Annotated in this window: 20 protein-coding genes; 14 read left to right on the top strand and 6 right to left on the bottom strand. The window is 61.6% G+C overall.

Features of this window, described 5'->3' with window-relative positions; all coding sequences use genetic code 11:
- Positions 1–281: 281 nt before the first annotated feature.
- The 4 genes from KYK29_RS06565 to KYK29_RS06555 all read right to left on the bottom strand — a co-directional run bounded on the left by KYK29_RS06565 (position 282) and on the right by KYK29_RS06555 (position 1,367).
- Positions 282–548, bottom strand: coding sequence for a hypothetical protein (locus tag KYK29_RS06565; RefSeq protein ID WP_254690027.1), 267 nt, complete (start codon positions 546–548; stop codon positions 282–284).
- A gap of 66 nt (positions 549–614) precedes the next feature.
- Positions 615–1,022 carry a recombinase family protein gene (locus tag KYK29_RS06560; RefSeq protein WP_254690026.1) on the bottom strand — a complete coding sequence of 136 codons (408 nt, stop codon included), beginning with the start codon at positions 1,020–1,022 and terminating at the stop codon, positions 615–617.
- Positions 994–1,122: a hypothetical protein gene (locus KYK29_RS22460; protein WP_302795394.1), complete on the bottom strand. Its 129-nt coding sequence runs from the start codon at positions 1,120–1,122 to the stop codon at positions 994–996. Before KYK29_RS22460 ends, KYK29_RS06560 begins: the two co-directional genes overlap by 29 nt.
- The gene (locus KYK29_RS06555) at positions 1,119–1,367 is read right to left on the bottom strand and encodes a recombinase family protein (protein ID WP_254690025.1); all 249 of its coding nucleotides are present in this window, start codon (positions 1,365–1,367) and stop codon (positions 1,119–1,121) included. Before KYK29_RS06555 ends, KYK29_RS22460 begins: the two co-directional genes overlap by 4 nt.
- Positions 1,368–1,984: 617 nt before the next feature.
- On the opposite strand from KYK29_RS06555, the gene KYK29_RS06550 reads away from it, so the two are divergent.
- Entirely contained in the window at positions 1,985–2,590 is a 606-nt protein-coding gene (locus tag KYK29_RS06550; RefSeq protein WP_254690024.1) for a hypothetical protein, read from the top strand.
- On the opposite strand, the gene KYK29_RS06545 is transcribed toward KYK29_RS06550, so the two are convergent.
- Positions 2,587–4,542, bottom strand: a complete 1,956-nt coding sequence (locus tag KYK29_RS06545; RefSeq protein WP_367880970.1) for an acetoacetate--CoA ligase — start codon at positions 4,540–4,542, stop codon at positions 2,587–2,589. The two genes, KYK29_RS06550 and KYK29_RS06545, sit on opposite strands and share 4 nt — an antisense overlap.
- Before the next feature lie 219 nt (positions 4,543–4,761).
- On the opposite strand from KYK29_RS06545, the gene KYK29_RS06540 reads away from it, so the two are divergent.
- From KYK29_RS06540 to KYK29_RS06515, 6 genes are all read left to right on the top strand, one after another.
- Positions 4,762–6,825 (top strand): hydantoinase/oxoprolinase family protein, encoded by a 2,064-nt coding sequence (locus tag KYK29_RS06540; RefSeq protein WP_254690022.1) that lies wholly within the window; start codon positions 4,762–4,764, stop codon positions 6,823–6,825.
- A gap of 17 nt (positions 6,826–6,842) precedes the next feature.
- Complete coding sequence (locus tag KYK29_RS06535; protein WP_254690021.1) at positions 6,843–8,618, top strand: hydantoinase B/oxoprolinase family protein; 1,776 nt, start codon at positions 6,843–6,845, stop codon at positions 8,616–8,618.
- Between the two features lie 17 nt (positions 8,619–8,635).
- Positions 8,636–10,198, top strand: coding sequence for a sugar ABC transporter ATP-binding protein (locus KYK29_RS06530; RefSeq protein WP_254690020.1), 1,563 nt, complete (start codon positions 8,636–8,638; stop codon positions 10,196–10,198).
- A 14-nt stretch (positions 10,199–10,212) separates the two neighbouring features.
- Positions 10,213–11,229, top strand: coding sequence for an ABC transporter permease subunit (locus KYK29_RS06525; protein ID WP_254690019.1), 1,017 nt, complete (start codon positions 10,213–10,215; stop codon positions 11,227–11,229).
- 74 nt (positions 11,230–11,303) lie between these two features.
- Positions 11,304–12,230, top strand: coding sequence for an ABC transporter substrate-binding protein (locus tag KYK29_RS06520; protein ID WP_254690018.1), 927 nt, complete (start codon positions 11,304–11,306; stop codon positions 12,228–12,230).
- Between the two features lie 70 nt (positions 12,231–12,300).
- Positions 12,301–13,059 (top strand): SDR family NAD(P)-dependent oxidoreductase, encoded by a 759-nt coding sequence (locus KYK29_RS06515; protein ID WP_254690017.1) that lies wholly within the window; start codon positions 12,301–12,303, stop codon positions 13,057–13,059.
- Here KYK29_RS06515 and KYK29_RS06510 read toward each other — a convergent pair whose 3' ends face one another.
- Entirely contained in the window at positions 13,060–13,716 is a 657-nt protein-coding gene (locus KYK29_RS06510) for a GntR family transcriptional regulator (protein ID WP_254690016.1), read from the bottom strand.
- Between the two features lie 191 nt (positions 13,717–13,907).
- Here KYK29_RS06510 and KYK29_RS06505 point away from each other — a divergent pair, with 191 nt between their 5' ends.
- From KYK29_RS06505 to KYK29_RS06475, 7 genes are all read left to right on the top strand, one after another.
- On the top strand, positions 13,908–14,702 hold the full coding sequence (locus KYK29_RS06505; RefSeq protein ID WP_254690015.1) for an SDR family oxidoreductase: 795 nt from the start codon (positions 13,908–13,910) through the stop codon (positions 14,700–14,702).
- 26 nt (positions 14,703–14,728) lie between these two features.
- Positions 14,729–15,670, top strand: coding sequence for a 3,5-dioxohexanoate:acetyl-CoA acetone transferase (gene kce, locus KYK29_RS06500; RefSeq protein ID WP_254690014.1), 942 nt, complete (start codon positions 14,729–14,731; stop codon positions 15,668–15,670).
- A gap of 610 nt (positions 15,671–16,280) precedes the next feature.
- The gene (rutF, locus tag KYK29_RS06495; RefSeq protein WP_254690013.1) at positions 16,281–16,808 is read left to right on the top strand and encodes an NADH-dependent FMN reductase RutF; all 528 of its coding nucleotides are present in this window, start codon (positions 16,281–16,283) and stop codon (positions 16,806–16,808) included.
- 155 nt (positions 16,809–16,963) lie between these two features.
- Positions 16,964–18,022 (top strand): YeiH family protein, encoded by a 1,059-nt coding sequence (locus KYK29_RS06490; protein WP_254690012.1) that lies wholly within the window; start codon positions 16,964–16,966, stop codon positions 18,020–18,022.
- Positions 18,023–18,200: 178 nt separating this feature from the next.
- Positions 18,201–19,100, top strand: a complete 900-nt coding sequence (locus tag KYK29_RS06485; RefSeq protein WP_254690011.1) for a sugar ABC transporter substrate-binding protein — start codon at positions 18,201–18,203, stop codon at positions 19,098–19,100.
- A gap of 73 nt (positions 19,101–19,173) precedes the next feature.
- Complete coding sequence (locus KYK29_RS06480) at positions 19,174–20,649, top strand: sugar ABC transporter ATP-binding protein (protein ID WP_254690010.1); 1,476 nt, start codon at positions 19,174–19,176, stop codon at positions 20,647–20,649.
- A gap of 18 nt (positions 20,650–20,667) precedes the next feature.
- Positions 20,668–21,678, top strand: coding sequence for an ABC transporter permease (locus KYK29_RS06475; protein ID WP_254690009.1), 1,011 nt, complete (start codon positions 20,668–20,670; stop codon positions 21,676–21,678).
- The last annotated feature ends 10 nt before the right edge of the window (positions 21,679–21,688 follow it).

Below are 21,688 nucleotides of genomic sequence, written 5' to 3'. Positions count from 1 at the left end.
GTGGAGCAGCCCGGTAGCTCGTCAGGCTCATAACCTGAAGGCCGCAGGTTCAAATCCTGCCCCCGCAACCAACGATAATTGCGAAACCCCTGCATTTCCATGTGCAGGGGTTTTTGCGTTTCTACGCCCCAAACTACGCCCATTTCCTCCCAACAACGCCTCAAGCGCTTCTACTTCCTTGAGGAATTCAGAGATCTGCTTGCCCGATGCAAACATCAGGATTGCGGCCAGGTCGCCGCGCAGTACGATAACCAGTTCTTCACCTTTAGCTTCGCGCCGCGTTACTTCACCATGCCCACTGTCATTGCGTTCTTGAGATAAAGGTCGAGGATCTTCTCAAGTTCACGATCGCTCTTCTTTATCTCTGCCCCGGCCACCTCAATGGATACCCTTGCATCCATGCGGGCTCTGTTCACTTCCCGCGTGAATTTCTCGCAGAAATCCTTGAACAATTCCGGTTCCATCAAATGCTTGTCGAGGCCGTCACCGCAGCAGTCGCATTTGATGAGGCCGGTGAAGAGATGCTTCGGCCGGCGTCTATCGCACATGAAGTTCTCGGAAGTCTCCTTCGAGGGATTATGTGCGAGTTTCTGTTGCCGTTCCCTCACGGCGTCTCAGATGTACTGATCGACGATGCGCAGATCTGGAACGTCCTGGATAACCCATTCGCTTTCCGAGTTCGGGCGAGAGACGCGCTTGCCCCTATCCGGGTCTTTGATATAGCGCAGCCGGTTCCAGACCAGCTTGCCGATATAAAGTTCGTTGTCGAGAATGCCGGTTCCCCGCTTCGGATTGCCGTGAATGGTGGACGGTCCCCATTCGCTGCCTTGCGGCCCTGGCGCGCCTTCGCTGTTCAGCGTTATGGCGATGGCGCGAGACGACTTCCCTTCGGGATAGTCCATGAAGATGCGGCGTACGATATTGGCTTCGGCCTCGTTGATCGTGCGCTCGCCGCGGCTGGCTTCTCCGGCCTGATCGAACTGGCGCACCACATCAGCAAAGCCTGCCGCCCGACTTGCCAACCTCTATCCGGCCGCGCAGGCCGCGCAGTGTCTTGTCGGCAAGGTCTTTGATGTAAAGCGCGCCCATCATGCCTTTGAGGCCGATATGCAGCTCGCTCACTTCGCCTTCCGAGAGCGTGAGATGCTGACGCCGGCGAAGTGCATCCGCTTGTACAGCCCGGCAATGTCTTCCTTATCGCGGGAAAGACGGTCGAGCGATTCCGTCAGGGTCACGTCGAAACGACGCTTCAATCCATCGGCTATCAATTCCTGGACACCGGGCCGCAGCAGCGACGAGCCGGAAATCGCCCGGTCGGTATGGCTGTCAACGACAGTCCAGCCCTCACACTCGGCGCGGTACGGCAAATGCGAAGCTGGTCCTCAATGGATGCGTCGCGCTGATTGTCGGAAGAGTAACGGGCGTAGAGCGCGGCTTTCATGAGACAGTCTCCCTATTTGCGGAGGCGTTTGCGGACGGCGCGCTCCTGTTCGGCTTCAACGAATTGGCGGGCAGCCTGCCGGGGCGAGCATTCGGACGAATTCCCGGAGGCGCGAATCGGGCTTCGACGGATCGTAGGTCGGCATGGTGTCGGACGGCATGAAAACCACTCGCACATTGCTTGCCGTTGTCCCTTTCCGCTTTGCCACAATTTGATCCTTGCTCTCAGGCGGACTATTCCACGTCGGTCAAAGACCGGGCCGGAATCCGGCAGATGTGAATGCGAAATCGCGGGCATTCTAGCGACCTCCGTCATAGCGCGCCGTCCCCCATCGCGCCGCTTCGATGTCAGTCGTATAGAGAAGCTAACCCAAGTGCATCATGCCCGTCTTGCAGGGTACCTTCTTCTCGGCCATCTGCATCGCGGCCGCCGTCATCTTCTGGCTTTGCTCAATGAGTCATCGTGTAATTTGTGACCGCTTCCCTCGGAGCTGAAAGAGGGCTCACACGTCTGGCTGTCGAAAGCTGAAGGAAGGAAGCAGCCATGGAACATTATGCCGGACTGGACCTGTCGATGGAAACCACGCAGGTCTGCATTGTCGACGAAACTGGTAGGAAGATCGCCTCGATGAAGGGTCGAGAGCGTTCCCGCCATGATCGCCCATACATTGCACCAAGCTGGCGGCGTCGAACGTGCGATGATCGAAACCGGCCGTATGTCGCCGGCAATCTGCCATGGGCTGCTCTGGGTATTCCCGTCGTCTGCATCGATGCACGGCAGGCGCATCAGAGCCTGAAAGCATTGAAGGCGAACAAGACCGATCCTCATGACGCAGCCGGTCCGGCCCAGTTGGCCAGGACCGGGTTCTACAAGGAGGTGCATGTTACCGCGCATGGCGTATGCAGCGTCATCACGACCCGCAACCACCTGGTCGAGGCCCGGGGGGTGCGGCTCGACAACATGATCCTTGGCCTGTGTGCGACATTTGGCTTCAAGCCCGGCTCCGGTCAGGGCGAGGCTTTTATCGACCGCGTGATGGAGGCCGCCAACGTACCTGGCCTTGGCCGGCAAAGTGTGCGTCTGGTGCCGGTGGAAAGAGGTGCCTGGATGATGCCATCGCGATTCCGAACTTTCGGCAGGAGCAGCTAGACTCGCAATTCAGGCAACCCCTTGTAGAGGTCGAGCGCTTCTGGATTGGCAAGGGCCTCCCTGTTCCTGACCGGCCGGCCATGCACGATGTCGCGAACGGCAAGCTCGGTGATCTTGCCCGATTTCGTGCGCGGGATATCGGCGACTGCGATGATCTTTGCCGGCACGTGCCGGGGGCTGGCGCCGAATCGGATCTTCCGCCTTATGGCTTCGGCAAGAGTGTCGTCGAGCACGCTCGAGCCCGCCATGCGCACGAAGAGGACCACCCGCACATCGCCGTCGAAATCCTGCCCGATGCAGAGGGCCTCCTGGATTTCCGGCATTTGCTCGACCTGGTTGTAGATCTCGGCGGTACCGATGCGCACGCCGCCGGGATTGAGCGTCGTGTCCGAGCGGCCATGAATGATCAGGCCGTCGTGCTCTGTCCATTCCGCGAAATCGCCATGACACCAGACGTTGTCGAAACGCTCGAAATAGGCGGCGCGATACTTTGCGCCGTCTGCATCATTCCAGAACATCACGGGCATGGCCGGAAAGGGCTTCGTGCAGACGAGTTCGCCCTTTTCCTGACGAATGGGCTTGCCTTCGTCATCCCAGACATCGACCGCCATGCCGAGACCCGGTCCCTGGATTTCGCCGGCCCAGACCGGTTCCGTCGGAACGCCGAGCACAAAGCAGGACACGATATCGGTCCCACCGGAAATCGATGCGAAATGCACGTCCGGCTTGATGCCTTCATAGACGAAACGGAAGCCCTCCGACGTGAGCGGCGAGCCGGTCGAAGAGACGGTCCTCACCGTCGAGAGGTCATGGCTTTCGACTGGGCGCAAGCCGGATTTGCGTAGCGTATCGATGAATTTCGCTGAGGTTCCGAAGTAGGTCATCCATTCGGCATCGGCATAGTCGAAGAGGATATTGCCGTCCGGTGCAAAGGGCGAACCATCGTAGAGCAGCAGCGTCGCGTTGGATGCAAGACCGGACACCAGCCAGTTCCACATCATCCAGCCGCAGGTGGTGAAGTAGAAAAGCCGGTCGCCGTCCTGCAGATCCGCGTGGAAACGATGCTCCTTCACATGCTGCAGCAGGGTGCCGCCGGCCGAATGCACGATGCATTTGGGAATGCCCGTCGTTCCTGATGAAAACAGGATGCACAGCGGGTGGGCGAAGGGCAGCCGTTCGAATGTCACGTCCTGCGCGTCGAACGTGGCCAGCGCATTGGCGAGAGTAATTCCGTTCCTGACCCTACTGGCGGCCTCGTTCGCGGTGCCGAGATAATTGACGATGAGCGTGGTCTTGAGATCGGGCAGGCGCTCGGCAATCGCGGCAACCTTGTCGCGGACATCGATCTTCTTTCCGCCATACCAGTAGCCGTCGACGGCGAACAGAACCTTCGCCTCGATCTGGCCGAAGCGATCGAGGACGCCCTGTTCTCCGAAATCCGGCGAGCAGGAGGACCATACGGCGCCGATGGAAGCCGTGGCCAGCATGGCGGCGATCGTTTCGGGCATGTTGGGCAGCATGGCTGCGACACGGTCGCCAGGCCCGACACCATGTGCCTTCAAGGCTTGCTGGAGGCGCGAGACCAATGCGTGGAGTTCGTCCCAGGAGAGGCGCCGCTTCACCTTGTCCTCGCCCCAGAACACGAGCGCATCCTCCTGGCCGCGTTTGCGCAGCAGGTTTTCGGCGAAGTTTAGTGCGGCCTCCGGGAAGAACCGTGCCTCCTGCATTGGTCCCGGATTGTCGAGCGGACAGGACCCCTTGTTGCCGATCACATCCGCGAAATCCCAGACGAGCGACCAGAACGGGCCGGGCTCTTCGACCGACCAGGCATGAAGGGCGGCATAGGAGGTGAGTGGCCTGCCGGCGACAGCCGATGCGCTTTTCATCAGCCGGTAAAGATTCGATGCTGCGATCCGGTCCGCATCCGGTACCCACAAAAGTCCTTCTGGCACTGCATCCCTCCTGTTTTACTCTGAAAAACCGGCGTCTCGCTCGACGGGTTCACGCGCCGTTCCCTGGCGTCATGGACCCGCTGCCGGCGGTCTTTGAACCGAACATTCGAAAACGGTCTTGACAGCGGCGCTCAACAGCGAGAACAATATGATCATTGATCAAAAGTCAATCGGAACCTTCCAGGGCCCGGATGCAAAGAAAAGTGGGAACTGTTGCCAATGGGCATTCGTATGTCGTGCGATACGGGCGGAACCTTCACCGACCTCGCTGTCGCTACAGATCATGAGATCAGAATTTTCAAGAGCCTTACGACGCCGCATGATCCGGGCGAAGGCATTCTCAACGCCATCACGCTTGCCGCCGAGCATTTCGGACAGGACCGGGCCGATCTGCTTGCCCGCGTCCACAGCTTCATGCATGCGACCACCCGTTCGCTCAATGCGGTGCTGACGGGCAACGTGGCAAAGACGGTCTTCCTGACGACGAAGGGCCATCCGGATGTGCTCGTGATCCGCGAGGGCGGGCGCTCGGATCCATTCAACTACTCCGTTCCCTATCCCTCTCCCTATATTCCGCGCGCGCAGACCTTCGAGATCGACGAGCGTATCGGACCAGATGGCGCGATCATCGAGGCGCTCAACGAGGCGTCGGTGTGCGATGCACTTGCCAAGGCCAAGTCGATCGGTGCCGAGGCGATCGGTGTCTGCCTCATGTGGTCCATTTCCAATGGTGCGCACGAGCAGCGCATCGGCCAACTGATTGAGGAGGTTCTGCCGGGCGTTCCCTATACCCTGTCGCACGAGCTGAACCCGACGCTGCGCGAATATCGCCGCGCATCAGCGGCCTGCATGGATGCGTCGCTGAAGCCGACAATGCAGACCTATCTTGGTAACCTGAAATCCCGCCTAACCGGCGCCGGTTTCAAGGGGCGCCTTCTGATGGTGACCTCGCAGGGCGGAGTGATGGATGCCGACGCGGTCGTCGGCTCGCCGATCCACGCGCTGAATTCCGGACCTGCCATGGCGCCGGTTGCCGGCCGCTTCTATGCGAAGCGCGACGCGAAAAGCCAGATCGCCATCGTCGCGGATACCGGCGGCACGAGCTATGACGTTTCCATCGTTCGCAACGGTCGCATTCCGCGCACGAAGGAAACGTGGATCGGCCAGCCGTTCCAGGGGCATATGACCGGCTTCCCGTCCGTGGACGTGACGAGCGTCGGCGCCGGGGGCGGTTCGATCGCCTGGGTCGACGAGGGCGGGTTGCTGCATGTCGGCCCGCAGAGTGCTGGCTCGACGCCGGGTCCCGTTAGCTACGGCCGAGGTGGCAGCTTGCCGACGGTGACGGACTGCGCGGTCATTCTCGGTTATCTCGATCCCCGGTTCTTCCTCGGCGGCAAGATGGTGCTCGACCTGGAAAACGCCCGCAAGGCCCTGGATGTGAACGTCGCCAGCAAGCTCGGCGTCAGTGTCGAGGAGGCGGCGCTGGCCGTCATGGCGCTGACCACGGAAAAGATGGTCGGCGCGATCGAGGAGATTTCGGTCAACCAGGGCGTGGATGCGTCATCCGCAGCCCTCATCGGTGGCGGCGGAGCTGGCGGGCTCAACGCCGTCGCCGTCGGTCAGCGGCTGGGCTGCCGCTCGGTGCTGGTGCCGGAGACCGGCGCCACGCTGAGCGCGGTCGGCGCGCTGATGTCGGACCTCTATGGCGAGTTCACCATGATCCGCTACATGTCGAGCGCCGGTTTCGATGCCGTGGCTGCGGCCGATGTGATCGCCGAACTCAAGGGCCGGTGCCAGACCTTCATCGATACCTATGGCCAGGGCGCCGTTTCCACGTCGATCGAGATCGCCGTCGAGGCCCGGTATCCCAAGCAGGTCTGGGAAATCGAGATCGCCGTGCCGGATGAAGACCTTTCGAAGGCCGAGGCGCTTGCGCAACTCGTGCAGGCTTTCCATGCCGAACACCGCACGCTCTTCCAGATCTCCGACGACCAGTCGGGTATCGAGATCATCGCCTGGCGCGCCTATGTGCGCTGCAAGTTGCAAAACGAGGCCGAACATCAGCCGATCGTCGTGGAGACGGCCGAGCACGACCTGCGTCGGCCGATCTATCTCGCCGGCAAGGGCTGGACCGAGGTGGACGTGCGTCGTTTCGACGAGATGACGCCGGGCGAGGCGCTTGCCGGCCCCGCCATCGTGGAATCGGCCGTGACGACCGTGGTGATCGATCCGGGTGCGACCGCGCAGCGTAGCGCGGGCGGCGGCCTGGTGGTGCAATTGTGAAGTCGGAGAATTTGACGATGACAAAGACCGACAGCCAATCCGGCGTCCAGATGGCGATCCTTGCAAGCCGCATCGACGCGATTGCCCGCAAGATGGCCAATACCCTGTTCCGCACCGCCCGTTCGGGCGTTCTCAACAGCGGCCACGACTTTTCCTGTGTGGTTCTGACGGCTGACTGCCGTCTCATCGCGGGGGCGGTCAGCCTGCCCGCCCATGTGATGGCCGGGCCTGACGAGATTGCCCGCTATGTCAGCGAGATGCATCCCGTGCTGAAGCGCGGCGACGCTTTCCTGCACAATTCGCCCTATCACGGCAATTCGCATGCCGCCGACCATTGCCTCGTCGTGCCGGTTATCGATGATGAGGGTATCCATCGCTACACCGTTCTCGCCAAGGCGCACCAGGCCGACTGTGGCAACTCCAAGCCGACCACCTATATCGGCGACGCCGAGGACGTCTATCAGGAAGGTGCGCTCATCTTTCCGGCCGTGCAGATCCAGAGCGACTATAAGGACATCGGCGATGTCATCCGCATGTGCCAGGCGCGCATTCGCGTACCGGATATCTGGTGGGGCGATTACCTCGCCTCGCTGGGCGCCGTGCGTATCGGCGAGCATGAATTGCTCAATCTCGGCAAGGAAGTGGGTTGGGAAAAGCTCGCCCAGCATGTCGAGGACTGGTTCGATTACTCCGAGCGCCGGATCACGGCGGCCATCGGTCGCCTGAACAGCGGAACCGCGATCGTTTCCTCGATGCATGATCCGTTCCCCGGCGCGCCGGACGGCATCCCGGTCGACGTCAAGGTCACGGTGGATGCTGTAGCCGGTCGTATCGAGGTTGACCTGCGTGATAATCCCGATTGCCTGCCCTGCGGTCTCAATCTCACGGAAGGCACCTCGCGCAGCGCGGCGCTGGTCGGCATTTTCAATGCGCTCGGCGATCACACGATCCCGGCCAATGCCGGTTCCTTCCGCCGCCTGACGGTTCACCTGCGGGAAAATTGCGTCGTCGGCATTCCGCGGCATCCGTTCAGCTGCTCGGTGGCGACGACCAATCTTGCGGACCGCGTCGCGAGCCCCGTTCAGGTCGCGATCGCGCAGATATCGCCGGGCTTCGGCATGGCCGAGGGCGGACCGATCTTTCCGCCGGCCGGCGGCGTCATTTCCGGGCGCGACCCGCGGCGTGACAACACTGTTTATGTCAATCAGGTGCATCTCGGCATCACGGGTGGCCCTGCGACACCGCACCAGGATGGCTGGTTGACGCTTATCCATGTCGGCAACGCCGGTCTCTGCCGCCACGATTGCGTGGAAGTGGACGAACTGAGCTATCCCATCACGGTCTGGGAGCGCCGCATTCTCACCGACACGGCGGGGGCCGGCAAGTTCCGCGGGGCGCCCTCCGTCCGTGTCGAGTTCGGACCGGCGGAAGGCGCGAGCCTCAAGGTCTTCTACAATGCCGATGGCATGATCAACGCCGCGCAGGGTGCCGTGGGCGGCCTGTCCGGCGCGCCGACCGGAGCCTTGAAGCGTATGGAAGACGGCAGCCTCGAGGCTCAACCTGCCTGCACGGGCGTCGCTCTATCGGCGAAGGAGCGCATCATCTCCATCTCCTCCGGCGGTGGCGGCTACGGCCAGCCGGCGGAACGGGATGAAGCGCTTGTCGTTGGCGATGTCCGCGAAGGGTATTTCTCCCGCGAAAAGGCGGCGGAACTGTTCGGCGTCATTCTTGGCGAGGATGGCGGGGTCGACCGCACGGCAACGGATAACGCGCGCCGCGCGCTCCTCGCCTGAAAGCGGGAGGAAAGGCCATGAGCAGCCGAACGACAGCGGCGAGCGAAACGCCGGTCCTTCTCGAGATGCGCAACATCAGCAAGACGTTCGGTGCGCACCGGGCGTTGCGTGAGGTGCGCATCGCCGTCCACGCAGGCGAGGTTCACGCCCTGATGGGCGAGAATGGTGCCGGAAAATCGACACTTACCAGCATTCTCTGCGGGATGTTATCCGCAGACGCCGGCGCGGAAATCCTGGTCGATGGCGCTGTAAAGCCCATCCGTAGTCCCATCGATGCGCGTCGTCTGGGCATCGCCATCATCCATCAGGAGCTGGCGCTTGCCGATAACATCACCGTCATGGAGAACATGACGTTGGGCAACGAATCCGCCTGCCTCGGCTTCCGGTCGCGGGCTAGGATGCGCGCACGATGTGAGCCCGTTCTGGAGCGTCTCGGTCTTGCCTGGGCACGGGATCGCAAGGTGGGCACGTTGTCGGTCGCCGAGCAGCAGATGGTGGAGATCGCCCGTGCCTTGATGGCCGATGCCCGCGTGATCGTCATGGACGAGCCGACGACATCGCTTTCGCTGCGTGAGACGGACCGGCTCTTTGCCATTGTCCGTGAGCTGCGCGCCGAGGGCCGTGCGGTCATCTATATCAGCCACCGCATGAACGAGATCTACGAGCTTGCCGATCGCGTTTCGGTGCTGCGCGATGGCGCGTTCATCGGCGAGCTCGACCGCGCCGACGTCACGGCCGAGAAGCTGGTCGCGATGATGGTGGGTCGCGATCTCTCGACCTTCTATACGAAAGAGGGGAGCGAGCGGGTGGTGCGGGACGACGCGCCGGTCGTTCTTTCCGTCGACGGTGTGGGCGACGGTGGCTGGCTTGGGCCTTGCAGCCTGGAAATCCGCGCCGGCGAAATCCTCGGTCTTGCCGGCCTTGTCGGCGCCGGCCGGACGGAACTCGCCCGCCTCATTTACGGTGCTGACCGTCCGCAAACCGGCACGGTCACGCTCAGTGGAAAGCCGCTGTGTCTGAAGGGACCGGTCGATGCGATCGACGCCGGCATCGCCTATCTGACGGAGGACCGGAAGGGACTGGGGCTGCTGCTCGACATGTCGGTGCACAGCAACATCAATCTCAACGTCATCGCCGACGATGCCACGGGAGCGACAGTGCTCAACGCTTCGGCGGGGACGAAGCGCAGCGCCCAGGCGATTGCTGCGATGAATATTCGCGTACGCGGGCCTGAGACGATCGTCGGAACGCTTTCGGGCGGCAACCAGCAGAAGGTCCTGCTGGCGCGCCTGCTCCAGCGCAAGCCGAGGGTCATCCTGCTCGACGAGCCGACACGCGGTGTCGATGTCGGTGCCAAATCGGAAATCTACAAGATCATCAACAATCTCGCGGCCGAGGGGGCCGCGGTGCTCGTGATCTCGAGCGAACTGCCGGAACTCATCGGTCTTTCCGATCGCATCCTCGTGATGCGGGAGGGGCGGATCGCCGGTGAAGTGGGCGGCGGTTCCGGCGTGGCGATATCGCAGGAAGCGATCATCGGCATTGCCACGGGGTCGGACGCCATCACAGCAAGAGCCTAGAAGGGCCAGATATCATGCAAAGCCAAACCCAGTCTCTTCCTCCACCGGCCGTTCAGCAGCAGCGTGTCAGCTCCTTCGTGCGCGCGGTGGGCATGCTGCCGATCCTGATCATCCTGGCCATCGCCTTCCAACTGATGAGCGGCTATCTGCTGACCGGCGATTTTGCCTCGGCCTGGGGTGCGGGACGTGTCCTTTCCGTCCAGAACGTGGCCATCGTCGCGCAGCAGGCGTCGATCAACATCGTGCTGGCTGCGGGCATGACCTTCGTTATCATTACGGGCGGCATCGACCTGTCGGTCGGCTCGGTGTTGGCGGCTGCTGCCATGGTGGGCGTGCTCACCTCGCTCGATCCGGGTTTCGGCGCCTTTGGGACCGTCACGCTGGCGCTTGGCGTGGGCCTTCTCCTCGGCCTTGCCAACGGCACGCTGATTTCGGTGTTCAACCTTCAACCGTTTATCGTCACCCTCGGTGCTCTGACGGCGGTGCGTGGTCTCGCGCGCCTGCTCGGCAACGACCAGACGGTCTTCAACCGCGATTTGCCTTTTGCCGTCATCGGCAACGGTACCTTCATGGGCATTCCATGGATGGTGGTCATCGCACTTGCCGTCGTCGTCGCATCCTGGCTGGTGCTGCGCTTCACGGTGCTCGGCGTGCGGATCTACGCGGTCGGCGGCAATCCGAAGGCGGCCCGCATGAGCGGCATCCGCGTCTGGCAGATCATTCTCTTCACATACGGGATTTCGGGCCTGCTCGCCGGCCTTGGCGGCGTGATGTCGGCCTCGCGCCTCTATGCGGCGAACGGTCTGCAACTCGGCCAGTCCTACGAACTCGATGCCATCGCGGCGGTCATTCTCGGTGGCACGCGCTTCATCGGCGGTGTCGGCTCGATCTGGGGCACGCTGATCGGCGCGCTGATCATCGCCGTGCTCACCAACGGGCTCGTGCTGCTCGGTGTCAGCGATGTCTGGCAGTACATCATCAAGGGCTTCGTCATCATCGGCGCCGTCATTCTGGACAAGCTGCGCCAGTAACCGTTTCCGCCCTTCCGGGGGCCGAAAATCCTGCTCCGCAGGGATCATCTACTGCAAACAAAAGGGGAATTCACATGCAGTTTCGTATCCTCCCGGCTCTGGCGCTTCTCGCCATGAGCAGCATGCCGCTCCAGGCCAAAGACCTCAACGGTATCGGCATCTCGGTCGGCTCGCTCGGCAATCCGTATTACGTCGCCCTTGCCAAGGGTGCCGAAGATGCGGCCAAGGCGATCAACCCGAATGTCCGCGCCACCACGCTCGGCTTCGAGCTGGACCTCAACAAGCAGTTCGAGCAGATCGACAACTTCATCGCCGCCGGTGTCGAGTTGATCGTGATCACGCCCGGCGACCCGGTCGCCATCGAACCGGCCGTCGCCCGCGCACAGGCTGCCGGCATCAAGGTCCTCGCCGTCGATACGGGTGTGGCCAATGCCGACATCATCGTCACGACTGATAACGTCAAGGCCGGCGCCATCGCCTGCCAGTTCATCGTCGATCAGCTCGAGGGCAAGGGTGACGTCGTCATCCAGAACGGCCCGCAAAACTCGGCCGTCATCGATCGGGTGAAGGGCTGCAAGGAGGTATTCGCGGCCAACAGCGGCATCAACGTGCTGGCGGATAACCAGGACGGCAAGAGCTCGCGCGAAGGCGGCATGGCTGTGATGCTGAGCGACCTGACCCGCTTCCCGACGATTGATGGCGTCTTCGCCTGCTGCGATCCGCAGGCACTGGGCAGCGATCTCGCCGCCAAGCAGCTCGGCCGTGACGGCATCATCATCACGTCCGTCGATGGTGCGCCGGATATCGTCGAGGCGCTGAAGTCCGACACGCTCGTCCAGGCGTCCGCGAGCCAGGATCCCTATGGCATGGCGCAGCTTGCCGTGAAGCTCGGCTATGATCTCATCAACGACAAGGCGCCGGAAAACAAGCTGACGCTCGTCGAACCCAAGCTGGTGACGCGCGAAAACGTCAACGACTATGCGGGCTGGACCGGTCGCTGATCCGACGCTTAAACGTCCATAACATGTGCCGGGCGGATTGCCGCCCGGTCTTTCTTCCAGGGAGGCATGAATGTTCGATCTGTCCAACAAGGTGGCGCTGGTCACAGGCGGCAATGGTGGCATCGGGCTTGCCATGGCGAAGGCGCTGCATGGCGCAGGCGCGATCGTGGCGATCGGCGGGCGAGATGCGCGCAAGAATGCAGAGGCATCGGTGCTGCTTTCATTGAAAGACGGCGCGCCGGCTCTGGCCGTGGTTGCGGACACGACCGATGAGCATCAGGTCGCTGCCATGGTGGAGCAGGTGGTGTCGCGCCATGGCAGGCTCGACATCGTCATCAACAATGTCGGCACCAATGATCGCAAGCTCCCGCAGGACTATTCGCTTGCCGAGTGGAACGCGCTGATTTCCATCAATCTCACCACGGCCTTTCTCGTGTCGCAGCAGGCCTACCCCGTGATGACCCGCAACGGCGGCAAAATCCTCAATGTGGGGTCCATGCTGTCGCTGTTCGGTTCGGCCATGTCCGCGCCCTATGCGGCGGCGAAAGGCGGCGTCGTGCAGCTGACGAAGTCGCTGGCGCAGGCCTGGGCGAAGGATGGCATTCAGGTGAACGCGCTCCTGCCCGGCTGGATCGACACGGACCTGACGGCCGGCGCGAAGGTCCAGATCCCCGGTCTGCACGAGCGTGTGCTTGCGAGAACGCCGGCCGGCCGTTGGGGACGCCCGGATGATCTTGCCGGCGCAGCCCTCTTCCTGTGCTCGCCAGCGGCGGATTTCATCACCGGCGTCGCACTTCCCGTCGATGGCGGCTACTCGTCCAACGGCTGATCAGAGGAGTGCCAGCAGGCTGTCCATGCCGTCTTCGATGTCGCTCTGGATGGCCTTTGCCGCGGCGTCCGCATCACCCTTCTTGAAGGCGTCGAATGCCGCCTGGTGCATCATGTTCGAGTAGCGGTACTGGTTTTCCTTGCGCAGCAGGTGGAACGAGGGACCGACGCGCAGCCACAACATCTCGATGGCGCTGAGCGCCGTTTCGGACTTCGCGTGGCGGTAGATGGTGAAGTGGAAGCGGTGGTTGCTGCGCACGTAACGGGCGCGGTCCATGTCGGCGGCTGCCTTTTCCAGTTCCGACAGCGCTTCGTTGAGGTCGGCGAGAAACGAGTCGTCGATACGCTCCGCCGCCCAGCGCGTGGCCGCCGGCTCGAGAAGAAGCCGCACGCGGCGCAGGTCGCGAATCCGGTCGGCATCCAGGTTCGGCACGCCGATCGTGCGGCCCGAGACGACGGTGAGGGCATTGGCGGCCGTCAGTCGCTTCAATGCCTCGCGGATGGGCATGGCGCTCACGCCGAAGGATTCCGCCAGTCCGTTGATGGTGACCATCTGCCCCGGCGCGATGCTGCCCTCGAGAAGGAGGTCGCAGAGCCGCTTGTAGACGTGCTCGTGCATCGTGGCGTGGGCGATTGGCGTGATTGGTAATGAACTCATGAATTCCCCCTGCGGCCTTTCGAATGGCTGCGCTCGTGGTGCGTCCCGAAGCCTTCATAACGCAAAAACTTTCACACTTGAAGATAGATTGATTTTTGATCTATGATCAAATCATACAACAAACGACCGCTCGAATTGGAGGAACGTCCCATGACACATTTGCCCGTCTTCGCTCCGGGGGCTTGTTGCTGATGGAAGGCCAGGCTTCATCCTTGACGCTCGGCCTTGCCGGTCAGCGCGTATTGATCACCGCCGGCGCGGGCGGTATCGGCCTCGCTATCGCGCGCGAACTGGTGGGCCACGGTTGCCGCCTTGCGGTGTGTGATGTGTCAGATGCCGCGCTCGATGCGTTCCGTACGGCCTTTCCCGATGCTGTGGTGATGAAGGCGGATGTGTCGAACGAGGATGACGTCGCCCGCCTGTTCGAGGCGGCCGGCGAAAAGCTCGGCGGTCTGGATGCCCTCGTGAACAATGCCGGTATTGCCGGCCCGACCGGCGGAGTGGACGAGATCGATCCGGTGGAATGGCGCCGGACGCTCGACATCTGCCTGACGGGTCAGTTCCTGTGTACGCGTGCCGCGGTGCCCCTGCTCAAGGCGGCGGGCGGCGGCGCTATCGTCAACATGTCATCATCCGCCGGCCGGCACGGCTATGCCTATCGCACGCCCTATTCGGCGGCGAAGTTCGGTGTGGTCGGTTTCACGCTCAGCCTTGCCAAGGAACTCGGATCCTCCAAAATTCGCGTCAATGCGCTTCTGCCCGGCATCGTCGCCGGCCCGCGCATGGAGAACGTGATCTCGTCGCGCGCAGCGCAGGTTGGCGTGCCGGTGGAAGAGATGCGCGACCGCTATCTCCAGAACATTTCCCTGCGCCGCATGGTCGATCCCGAGGATGTCGCGACGACGACGGCGTTTCTGCTCTCCAAGGCCGGGCGCAACATCTCCGGCCAGCTCATCGGTGTCGACGGCAACGTCGAAACTCTCTGATCACTCAGTCAAGACGGATCGCAGCAATGTCCAAGGGTCGTCCCGTCATCATCACCTGTGCCCTGACCGGCGCCATTCATACGCCCAGCATGTCGCCATATCTGCCGGTGACGCCGGAGGCGATCATCGCCGAAGCGCTTGCCGCCGCCGAAGCCGGCGCCGCTATCCTGCATATCCATGCCCGTAACCGCGAGGACGGCCGGCCGGACCAGAGCCCTGAAGGCTTCGCGCGGCTTCTGCCGTCCGTGGCGTCCGGCACGGATGCAGTGGTCAATCTCACCACCGGCGGAAGCCCGTTCATGAAAGTGGAAGAGCGTGTTCGCCCGGCCGTCTCATTTGCGCCGGAGCTCGCCTCGCTCAATATGGGCTCGATCAATTTCGGCCTCTATCCGCTTCTCAACAAATACAAGACGTTCCAGCATGAATGGGAACCGAAGCATCTGGAAAGCACGCGTGATCTCGTGTTCCGCAACAGCTTCGCCGATATCGAATATGTACTCCAGGCTTGCTACGAGCATGGCACCCGCTTCGAATTCGAGTGCTATGATATCGCCCATCTCTACAATCTCGCGCATTTCGCCGATCGTGGCCTGCTGAAGCCACCGTTCTTCATCCAGTCCGTCTTCGGTCTTCTGGGCGGTATCGGCACGCATCCAGAAGACGTGGCCCACATGAAGCGCACGGCCGACCGTCTCTTCGGCAGCGATTTCGAATGGTCGGTTCTGGGCGCGGGCGCCAGCCAGTTCCGCATCGCGGCCCACTCCATCTCCATGGGCGGGCATGCGCGCGTCGGGCTGGAAGACAGTCTGTGGATCGAGAAGGGCGTGCTTGCCAGGTCGAATGCCGAGCAGGTCCGCAAGGTGGCGCAGATCATCGAGGGCCTCGGCCTCAGCGTCGCGACGCCGGACCAGGCGCGCGAAATCCTCAAGCTCAAGGGCCGTGACGCCGTCAGGTTCCAGGCGGCCTGAGGCCTCCCAACCCTTCCGGCGGGCGATTTCGGTGATGACGGCGAAGGTCATTTCGGCGTCATCCCTGTGCTGCTTACGGCAGGTCGGCGATTTTACCCCTTCGGAGTTCCTGCGGTCTCTCACCAGCAGGGAAAACATGACTTTCATCGACGATCATTGACGCGCTCGATACTTGAACTGCCCCCCATTCCCGGTGGGCTGTTTCCTCGAGAGCCGCTGCTGGAATTCGACACGACGGAGAACCGATTCCGGGACGAACTGCTCGTCACGCCGTTGAATTTCCAATCGCAGATCAAGGCCAACTCGGTTGTCGTCGATCCAGCCGGGAATGTGCCGGAAACGCCGCTCTCAGAAGGGAGCATTTCTCGAAGCTTCCGATTGATCCGAAGATCAAGGTGACGGTGAAGGAGTGCCGCCAACAGGCCGCCGGGGATCGCGGCCGGCATCGATCTCATCCGGACGCCATCGATCACCTCTGGCGAATGAACCGTTCGTTAGTCTGCATTGGATCAACGGGCCGCCTTTTGCGATCATCCGCGCATCACCTCGAATGGTCCTGCCCGCCGCGTGCGGCAGAGAGCGCCGTTCGGCGGAAACATCATATGGGAGGATGCAAGCGATGTTGATCGAAAGCAAGGAGGCGAGGCTTGTTCCGCCGACGGGGGCTGTCGAGAAGCAGGAATTCCGCAACGGGATGTCGCGGCTCGGCGCTGCCGTCAACGTGATCACAAGTGATGGACCTGCCGGCAAGGCAGGCTTCACCGCGTCCGCCGTCTGTAGCGTGACCGACAGTCCGCCGACGCTGCTGGTGTGTCTGAACCGATCCGCGTCGGTTTATCCGGCTTTCGCGAAGAACCGTGCGCTCTGCGTCAATTCGCTGCGTCCGGGGCATGAGGCGCTTTCGCAGCTTTTCGGCGGCAAGACTTCGATGGAAGAGCGGTTTGCGACCGCCACCTGGACGACGCTGGTTTCCGGTGCGCCTGTCCTGGAGGACGCGGCGGTCTCCTTCGATTGCCGGATGGATGACGTTACGGACGTCGGAACGCATAGCATCATCTTCTGCACGGTGCTTGCCATCTCCCTTCACGACGAGGCCCATGCGCTGATGTATTTCGACCGGAAATACCGCCACATCTGAGCGGCCGCGCGGCCGTATGAATTTCGATCGACGGTCCAGGCGCCGGACACAGCGATGGCGGGGCCATCATTCCGCATGAGTAGCGATCCGGATTTCGCAGCGCAATCTGCGGAAGCGTGTTGTCATTGCCTGATAGGGACCTGCTAGGGGGCGAAATGAACGTGAAGCTGTTGCGCTTTGCCCCGGGACTGTTCCTATGCGCGGGAATATCGGGCATTGCCTATTTCCTGCAGGCCTTGGAAGAATTTTACCTCGATCACGTCTATCTCGAAGCCCTGGTCATCGCGATCATCCTCGGCGTGATCGTCCGTACGGCCTGGGCTCCGGGCGACAGGTGGGAATCCGGAATCCGGTTCAGCGGCAAATTCCTACTCGAAGTCGCTGTCGTCCTGCTCGGCGCGGCGCTGAGTTTCGGCACGGTGATGGCGCTCGGCCCGCAGACCCTTCTTGGAATCGTGCTGGTCGTCATGCTGACGATCGTGTTCAGCTATGCGTGCTCACGCTTGCTCGGCCTGTCGAAGCGGATGTCGATACTGGTGGCATGCGGCAATTCGATCTGCGGCAATTCGGCGATCGCCGCCGTTGCTCCGGTCGTCGGCGCGGAGGGCAGGGAGGTCGCATCCTCCATTGCCTTCACGGCCGTCTTCGGCGTTCTGATCGTCCTGCTGCTGCCGCTGATCATCCCGCTTCTCAATCTCACCTTCACGCAATACGGTGTTCTCGTCGGCCTCACCGTCTATGCTGTTCCACAGGTGCTGGCGGCGACGATGCCGGTGAATCTTCTCGCCAACCAGATCGGAACCGTTGTCAAGCTCGTACGCGTTCTGATGCTCGGTCCGGTGACCATCGTCCTGTCACTTTTGACAAGCCGTGGTGCGTTCTGCGCCAGTCCGGAGGAACTTCTCTGGGAGCGGCACGGAATGAAGAAGAGATCGCGCCTGGCGGTTATCAGCCAATGCGTTCCCTGGTTCATCATCGGCTTCGTCCTGATGGCGATCGCGCGATCCGCCGACCTGATACCGCAATCCTTCATCGGCCCGACCAACGAGGTGGCAAAGGTTCTCACCACGATCTCCATGGCGGCGCTCGGCCTCGGCGTCGATTTTCGTTCCGTCGCCAAGGCTGGGCCGCGGCTCACGGCGGCGGTGGGCCTGTCTCTGCTGTTCCTCACGGCCATCAGCCTCTTCCTGATCCATCTGTTCGCGATCGGTTGAGGTCCCTTGGGTGCATGCACTGTTCGGTTCGTCCGATTGGTTCAATCACCAAACGCAGATTGATCGCCGGATAGAAGCCACACACACTCTCCCCCGTGATTTCTGTTGGCGTTCTGAAGAACCGGACTTGAGGGGCGGCTTATGCTGGCGGGAACCACGCTTCAAACGGGAGGAAATCATGAATCGTCTACTTGGGGGCGTATGCCTTGTCGCGTCCATTTTTTCGGCTGCGGCTGCACATGCGGCCGACACGAAAATCTGCATCAGCACCTGGGACCAGACCAATCCATACTGGGTCGATCTCGTCAGGGGTGCGAAGGAACAGGCTGAAGCCAATGGCGCTGAACTCGTCGTCAACGATCCCTATGCCGAAGTCTCAAAACAGCTTGAGGCTCTTGAGAATTTCACTGCGCTGAACTGCAACGCGATCATCATTGCCGCGCTCAATCCGGAAGCGACGCGTGCGGCGCTGACGGAAGCACGGGCGCGCGGCATCAAGATCGTCGCGCAATCCATGGAACTGCCGGTCGCCGATATCTGGGTTTCGGCCGATGAGCGTGACATGGGCTATACCATCGGTGTGGAAGCCGGGAACTGGATCAAGGAGAAGCTCGGCGGGGAAGCCGAAGTCCTGATCCTCAACAACGATCGTAATCCGCAGGTCATCGCCCGCAAGGAAGGCATGAAGGAAGGCATTGCGGAAAAGGCGCCCAACGCCAGGATCGTGGCCGATCAGCCCGCGTTGAACACCCAGGAAGGCATGCAAGTGACGGAAAGCGTGCTACAGGCCAATCCCGATCTGAATGTCATCGTCGGCCACAATGATTCCAGTGCGCTGGGGGCGCTTGCCGCGGTCGAGTCGGCCGACCGGAGTTCCGACACGTTCTTCATCGGAGGCGTCGATGCGACCGCCGAAGCCAAGGACCGGATCGAAGCCGGTACCGCCTTTCGCGCAAGCGTCGACAACGTTCCCTACGAAAACGGAAAGCTTGATGTCGATCTTGCCCTGAAACTCATCAAGGGCGAGGAGGTCGAGTACAAGCAAGTGGTGCCGGTGAAGGTCTATCGCAAACAGTAGGATCGCTGCGCCCGGCATGATGGCATGCCGGGCGTCCACCTATCTGCAATCACAGTTCGCAGGGACCAGGCCGATGACCAAACCGATCCTCGAAATGCGGGGAATTTCGAAAAGCTACCCCGGCGTGGCCGCCTTGACCGCTGTCGATCTCGTTGTCGAAAGAGGCGAGGTCCATGGCCTGATGGGCGAGAATGGGGCCGGCAAGTCCACTCTCATCAAGGTGCTGGCGGGCGCAATCAAGCCGGATGTCGGGACGATCGCCTATGATGGGGAAAGCTTTCCGTATCTCGACCCGCGCCATGCCTTGAAACTCGGCATCGGCGTGATCTACCAGGAGTTCAATCTCGTCGGCTATCTCAGCATCGCCGAGAATATCGCGCTGGGCCAGGAAGAGACCTTCGGGCCTTTCCTGAAATCGCGCCAAATGGTGGCGAAGACAGGCGAATTGCTCCGAAGCCTCGGGATCGACCTCGATCCGCGTATGCCTGTACGCGAACTGACGGTGGCTTACCAGCAGATGGTCGAGATCGCCAAGGCCGTATCGAGAAACGTCAAGCTCCTCGTCATGGACGAGCCGACGGCTCCCCTCTCGGGGCGTGAGGCCGATACGCTGTTTGCGCTGATCGCGCGGCTGAAGGCCAAGGGTATCTCCATCATCTACATCTCGCATCGCCTCGAGGAAATCTTCGCCCTGACCGACCGGATTACCGTCATTCGCGACGGCCGCTTCGTCATGACGACGCCGACACGCCTGACAGACCGCAAGAGCCTCGTTTCCGCAATGGTCGGCCGCGCGCTCAACGAGACATATCCGGACGGCAAGCATGCGACCCGACGGAAGGTGCTGGAAGTCTGCAATCTGAGCAGCGACGACGTCGACGACATCAGTTTTCATCTGTTCGAGGGTGAGATCCTCGGGATCGGCGGATTGGTCGGCGCCGGCAGAACCGAACTCGTCAGGGCGATCTTCGGCGCCGATCAGGTGCGAAGCGGCGCGATCGCCATCGATGGCGTGGGATGTGCGATCGCCTCGCCATTGGATGCGATCCGCCAGGGTATCGGGCTTATCCCGGAAGATCGCAAGCAGCAGGGCCTGCTTCTGAATATGTCCGTCAAAGAAAACGTCACGCTTGCATCCATGAACCGGTTTCTTCGTTTCCGGCTGGTGCACGAAACGCGCGAGCGTTCCGTCGTGTCGAAATACATTGAGCAGTTGCGTATCAAGACGCCGAAGATGGAGCAGCGCGTCAAGGTGCTGAGTGGCGGCAACCAGCAGAAGGTCGTTCTGGCCAAATGGCTGGAAACGAACGCGAAAATACTGATTTTCGATGAGCCAACGCGTGGTATCGACGTAGGCGCCAAGCATGAGATCTACGAACTCATGCGGGAGCTCACCCGGCAGGGGATTTCCATCCTGATGATCTCGTCCGACATGCCCGAACTGCTCGGCATGGCGGACCGGATCCTCGTCATGAGCCGCGGACGCATCGTCGGCGAACTCGCCACGCCTGCAACCCAAGATCAAGTCATGGAACTGGCCGCAAGCTAGGAAGAATGGAGATTGCATATGTCATCATTTCGTTCGGTGGCCTCCCGTTTCGGGATGGCTCTCATCCTTCTGCTTCTGGTCGTCTATTTTTCGACGATGTCTGAAGCGTTCCTGACGCAGCAGAACCTGACCAATATCCTGAGGCAGGTCGCCATGCTCGGGATTGCCGCCGTCGGCATGACGCTGGTCATCCTGACCGGCGGTATCGATTTATCCGTCGGATCGACGCTGGCGCTAACTGGCGTCGTTGCGGCGCTGGGCATGACCTATCTCGATATCGGGATCATCCCCTCAATCGTGCTCGGTCTGCTCACGGGTGTTGCCGTTGGCCTCGTGAACGGTTTGGCAGTCACCGCGCTTCGTATTCCCCCGCTGATTGCCACTCTTGCTATGCTGACCGCAGCACGCGGCGTCTGCTTCATTCTGACCGGCGGCCTGCCAATCTTCGGATTCCCGTCCGGTTTTGCCGTCATCGGCCGAGGCATGGTGGGTATTGTCCCCGTCCCTGTGATCATCATGGTCGTCATGATGGCGATCGGATGGATTCTGCTCAATCACACGAAGTACGGACGTTATCTCTACGCTATCGGTGGCAATCAGGAGGCGGCGCGTCTTTCCGGCGTACCTGTCGGCCGCTACCTGATTATCAGTTACGTCATCGCCGGGTTTTTCAGTGCGGTCGCGGGGATCATCCTGCTCTCCCGCCTTAACACCGGACAGCCGAACACCGCGACAGGCTTCGAGATGGACGTTATTACCGCGGTGGTTCTCGGCGGCATCAGTATTGCGGGTGGAGAAGGCCGTTTTACCGGCGTGATCTTCGGAGTGCTGCTGATCGGCGTCCTTTCGAACGGCATGACGCTCCTCAATGTGCAGGAATATTATCAGCTCGTGATCAAGGGTGCCGTGTTGTTCTTCGCGGTCGCGCTGGACCAGTACAATCTCAGGATGAACGAGGTCAGCCGCGGGCGTGTGGTTCATGAGACGGAAAGCAAGGCTGCGGTCCTGAAGCCGATGCCGGGTGAGTGAGCCGGGGCTT

The sequence above is a fragment of the Shinella daejeonensis genome (assembly GCF_024281235.1).
Lineage (GTDB): Bacteria > Pseudomonadota > Alphaproteobacteria > Rhizobiales > Rhizobiaceae > Shinella > Shinella daejeonensis.
Note: the sequence above shows the minus strand (reverse complement) of the source record. Positions and strands in the feature narration are given on the sequence as shown.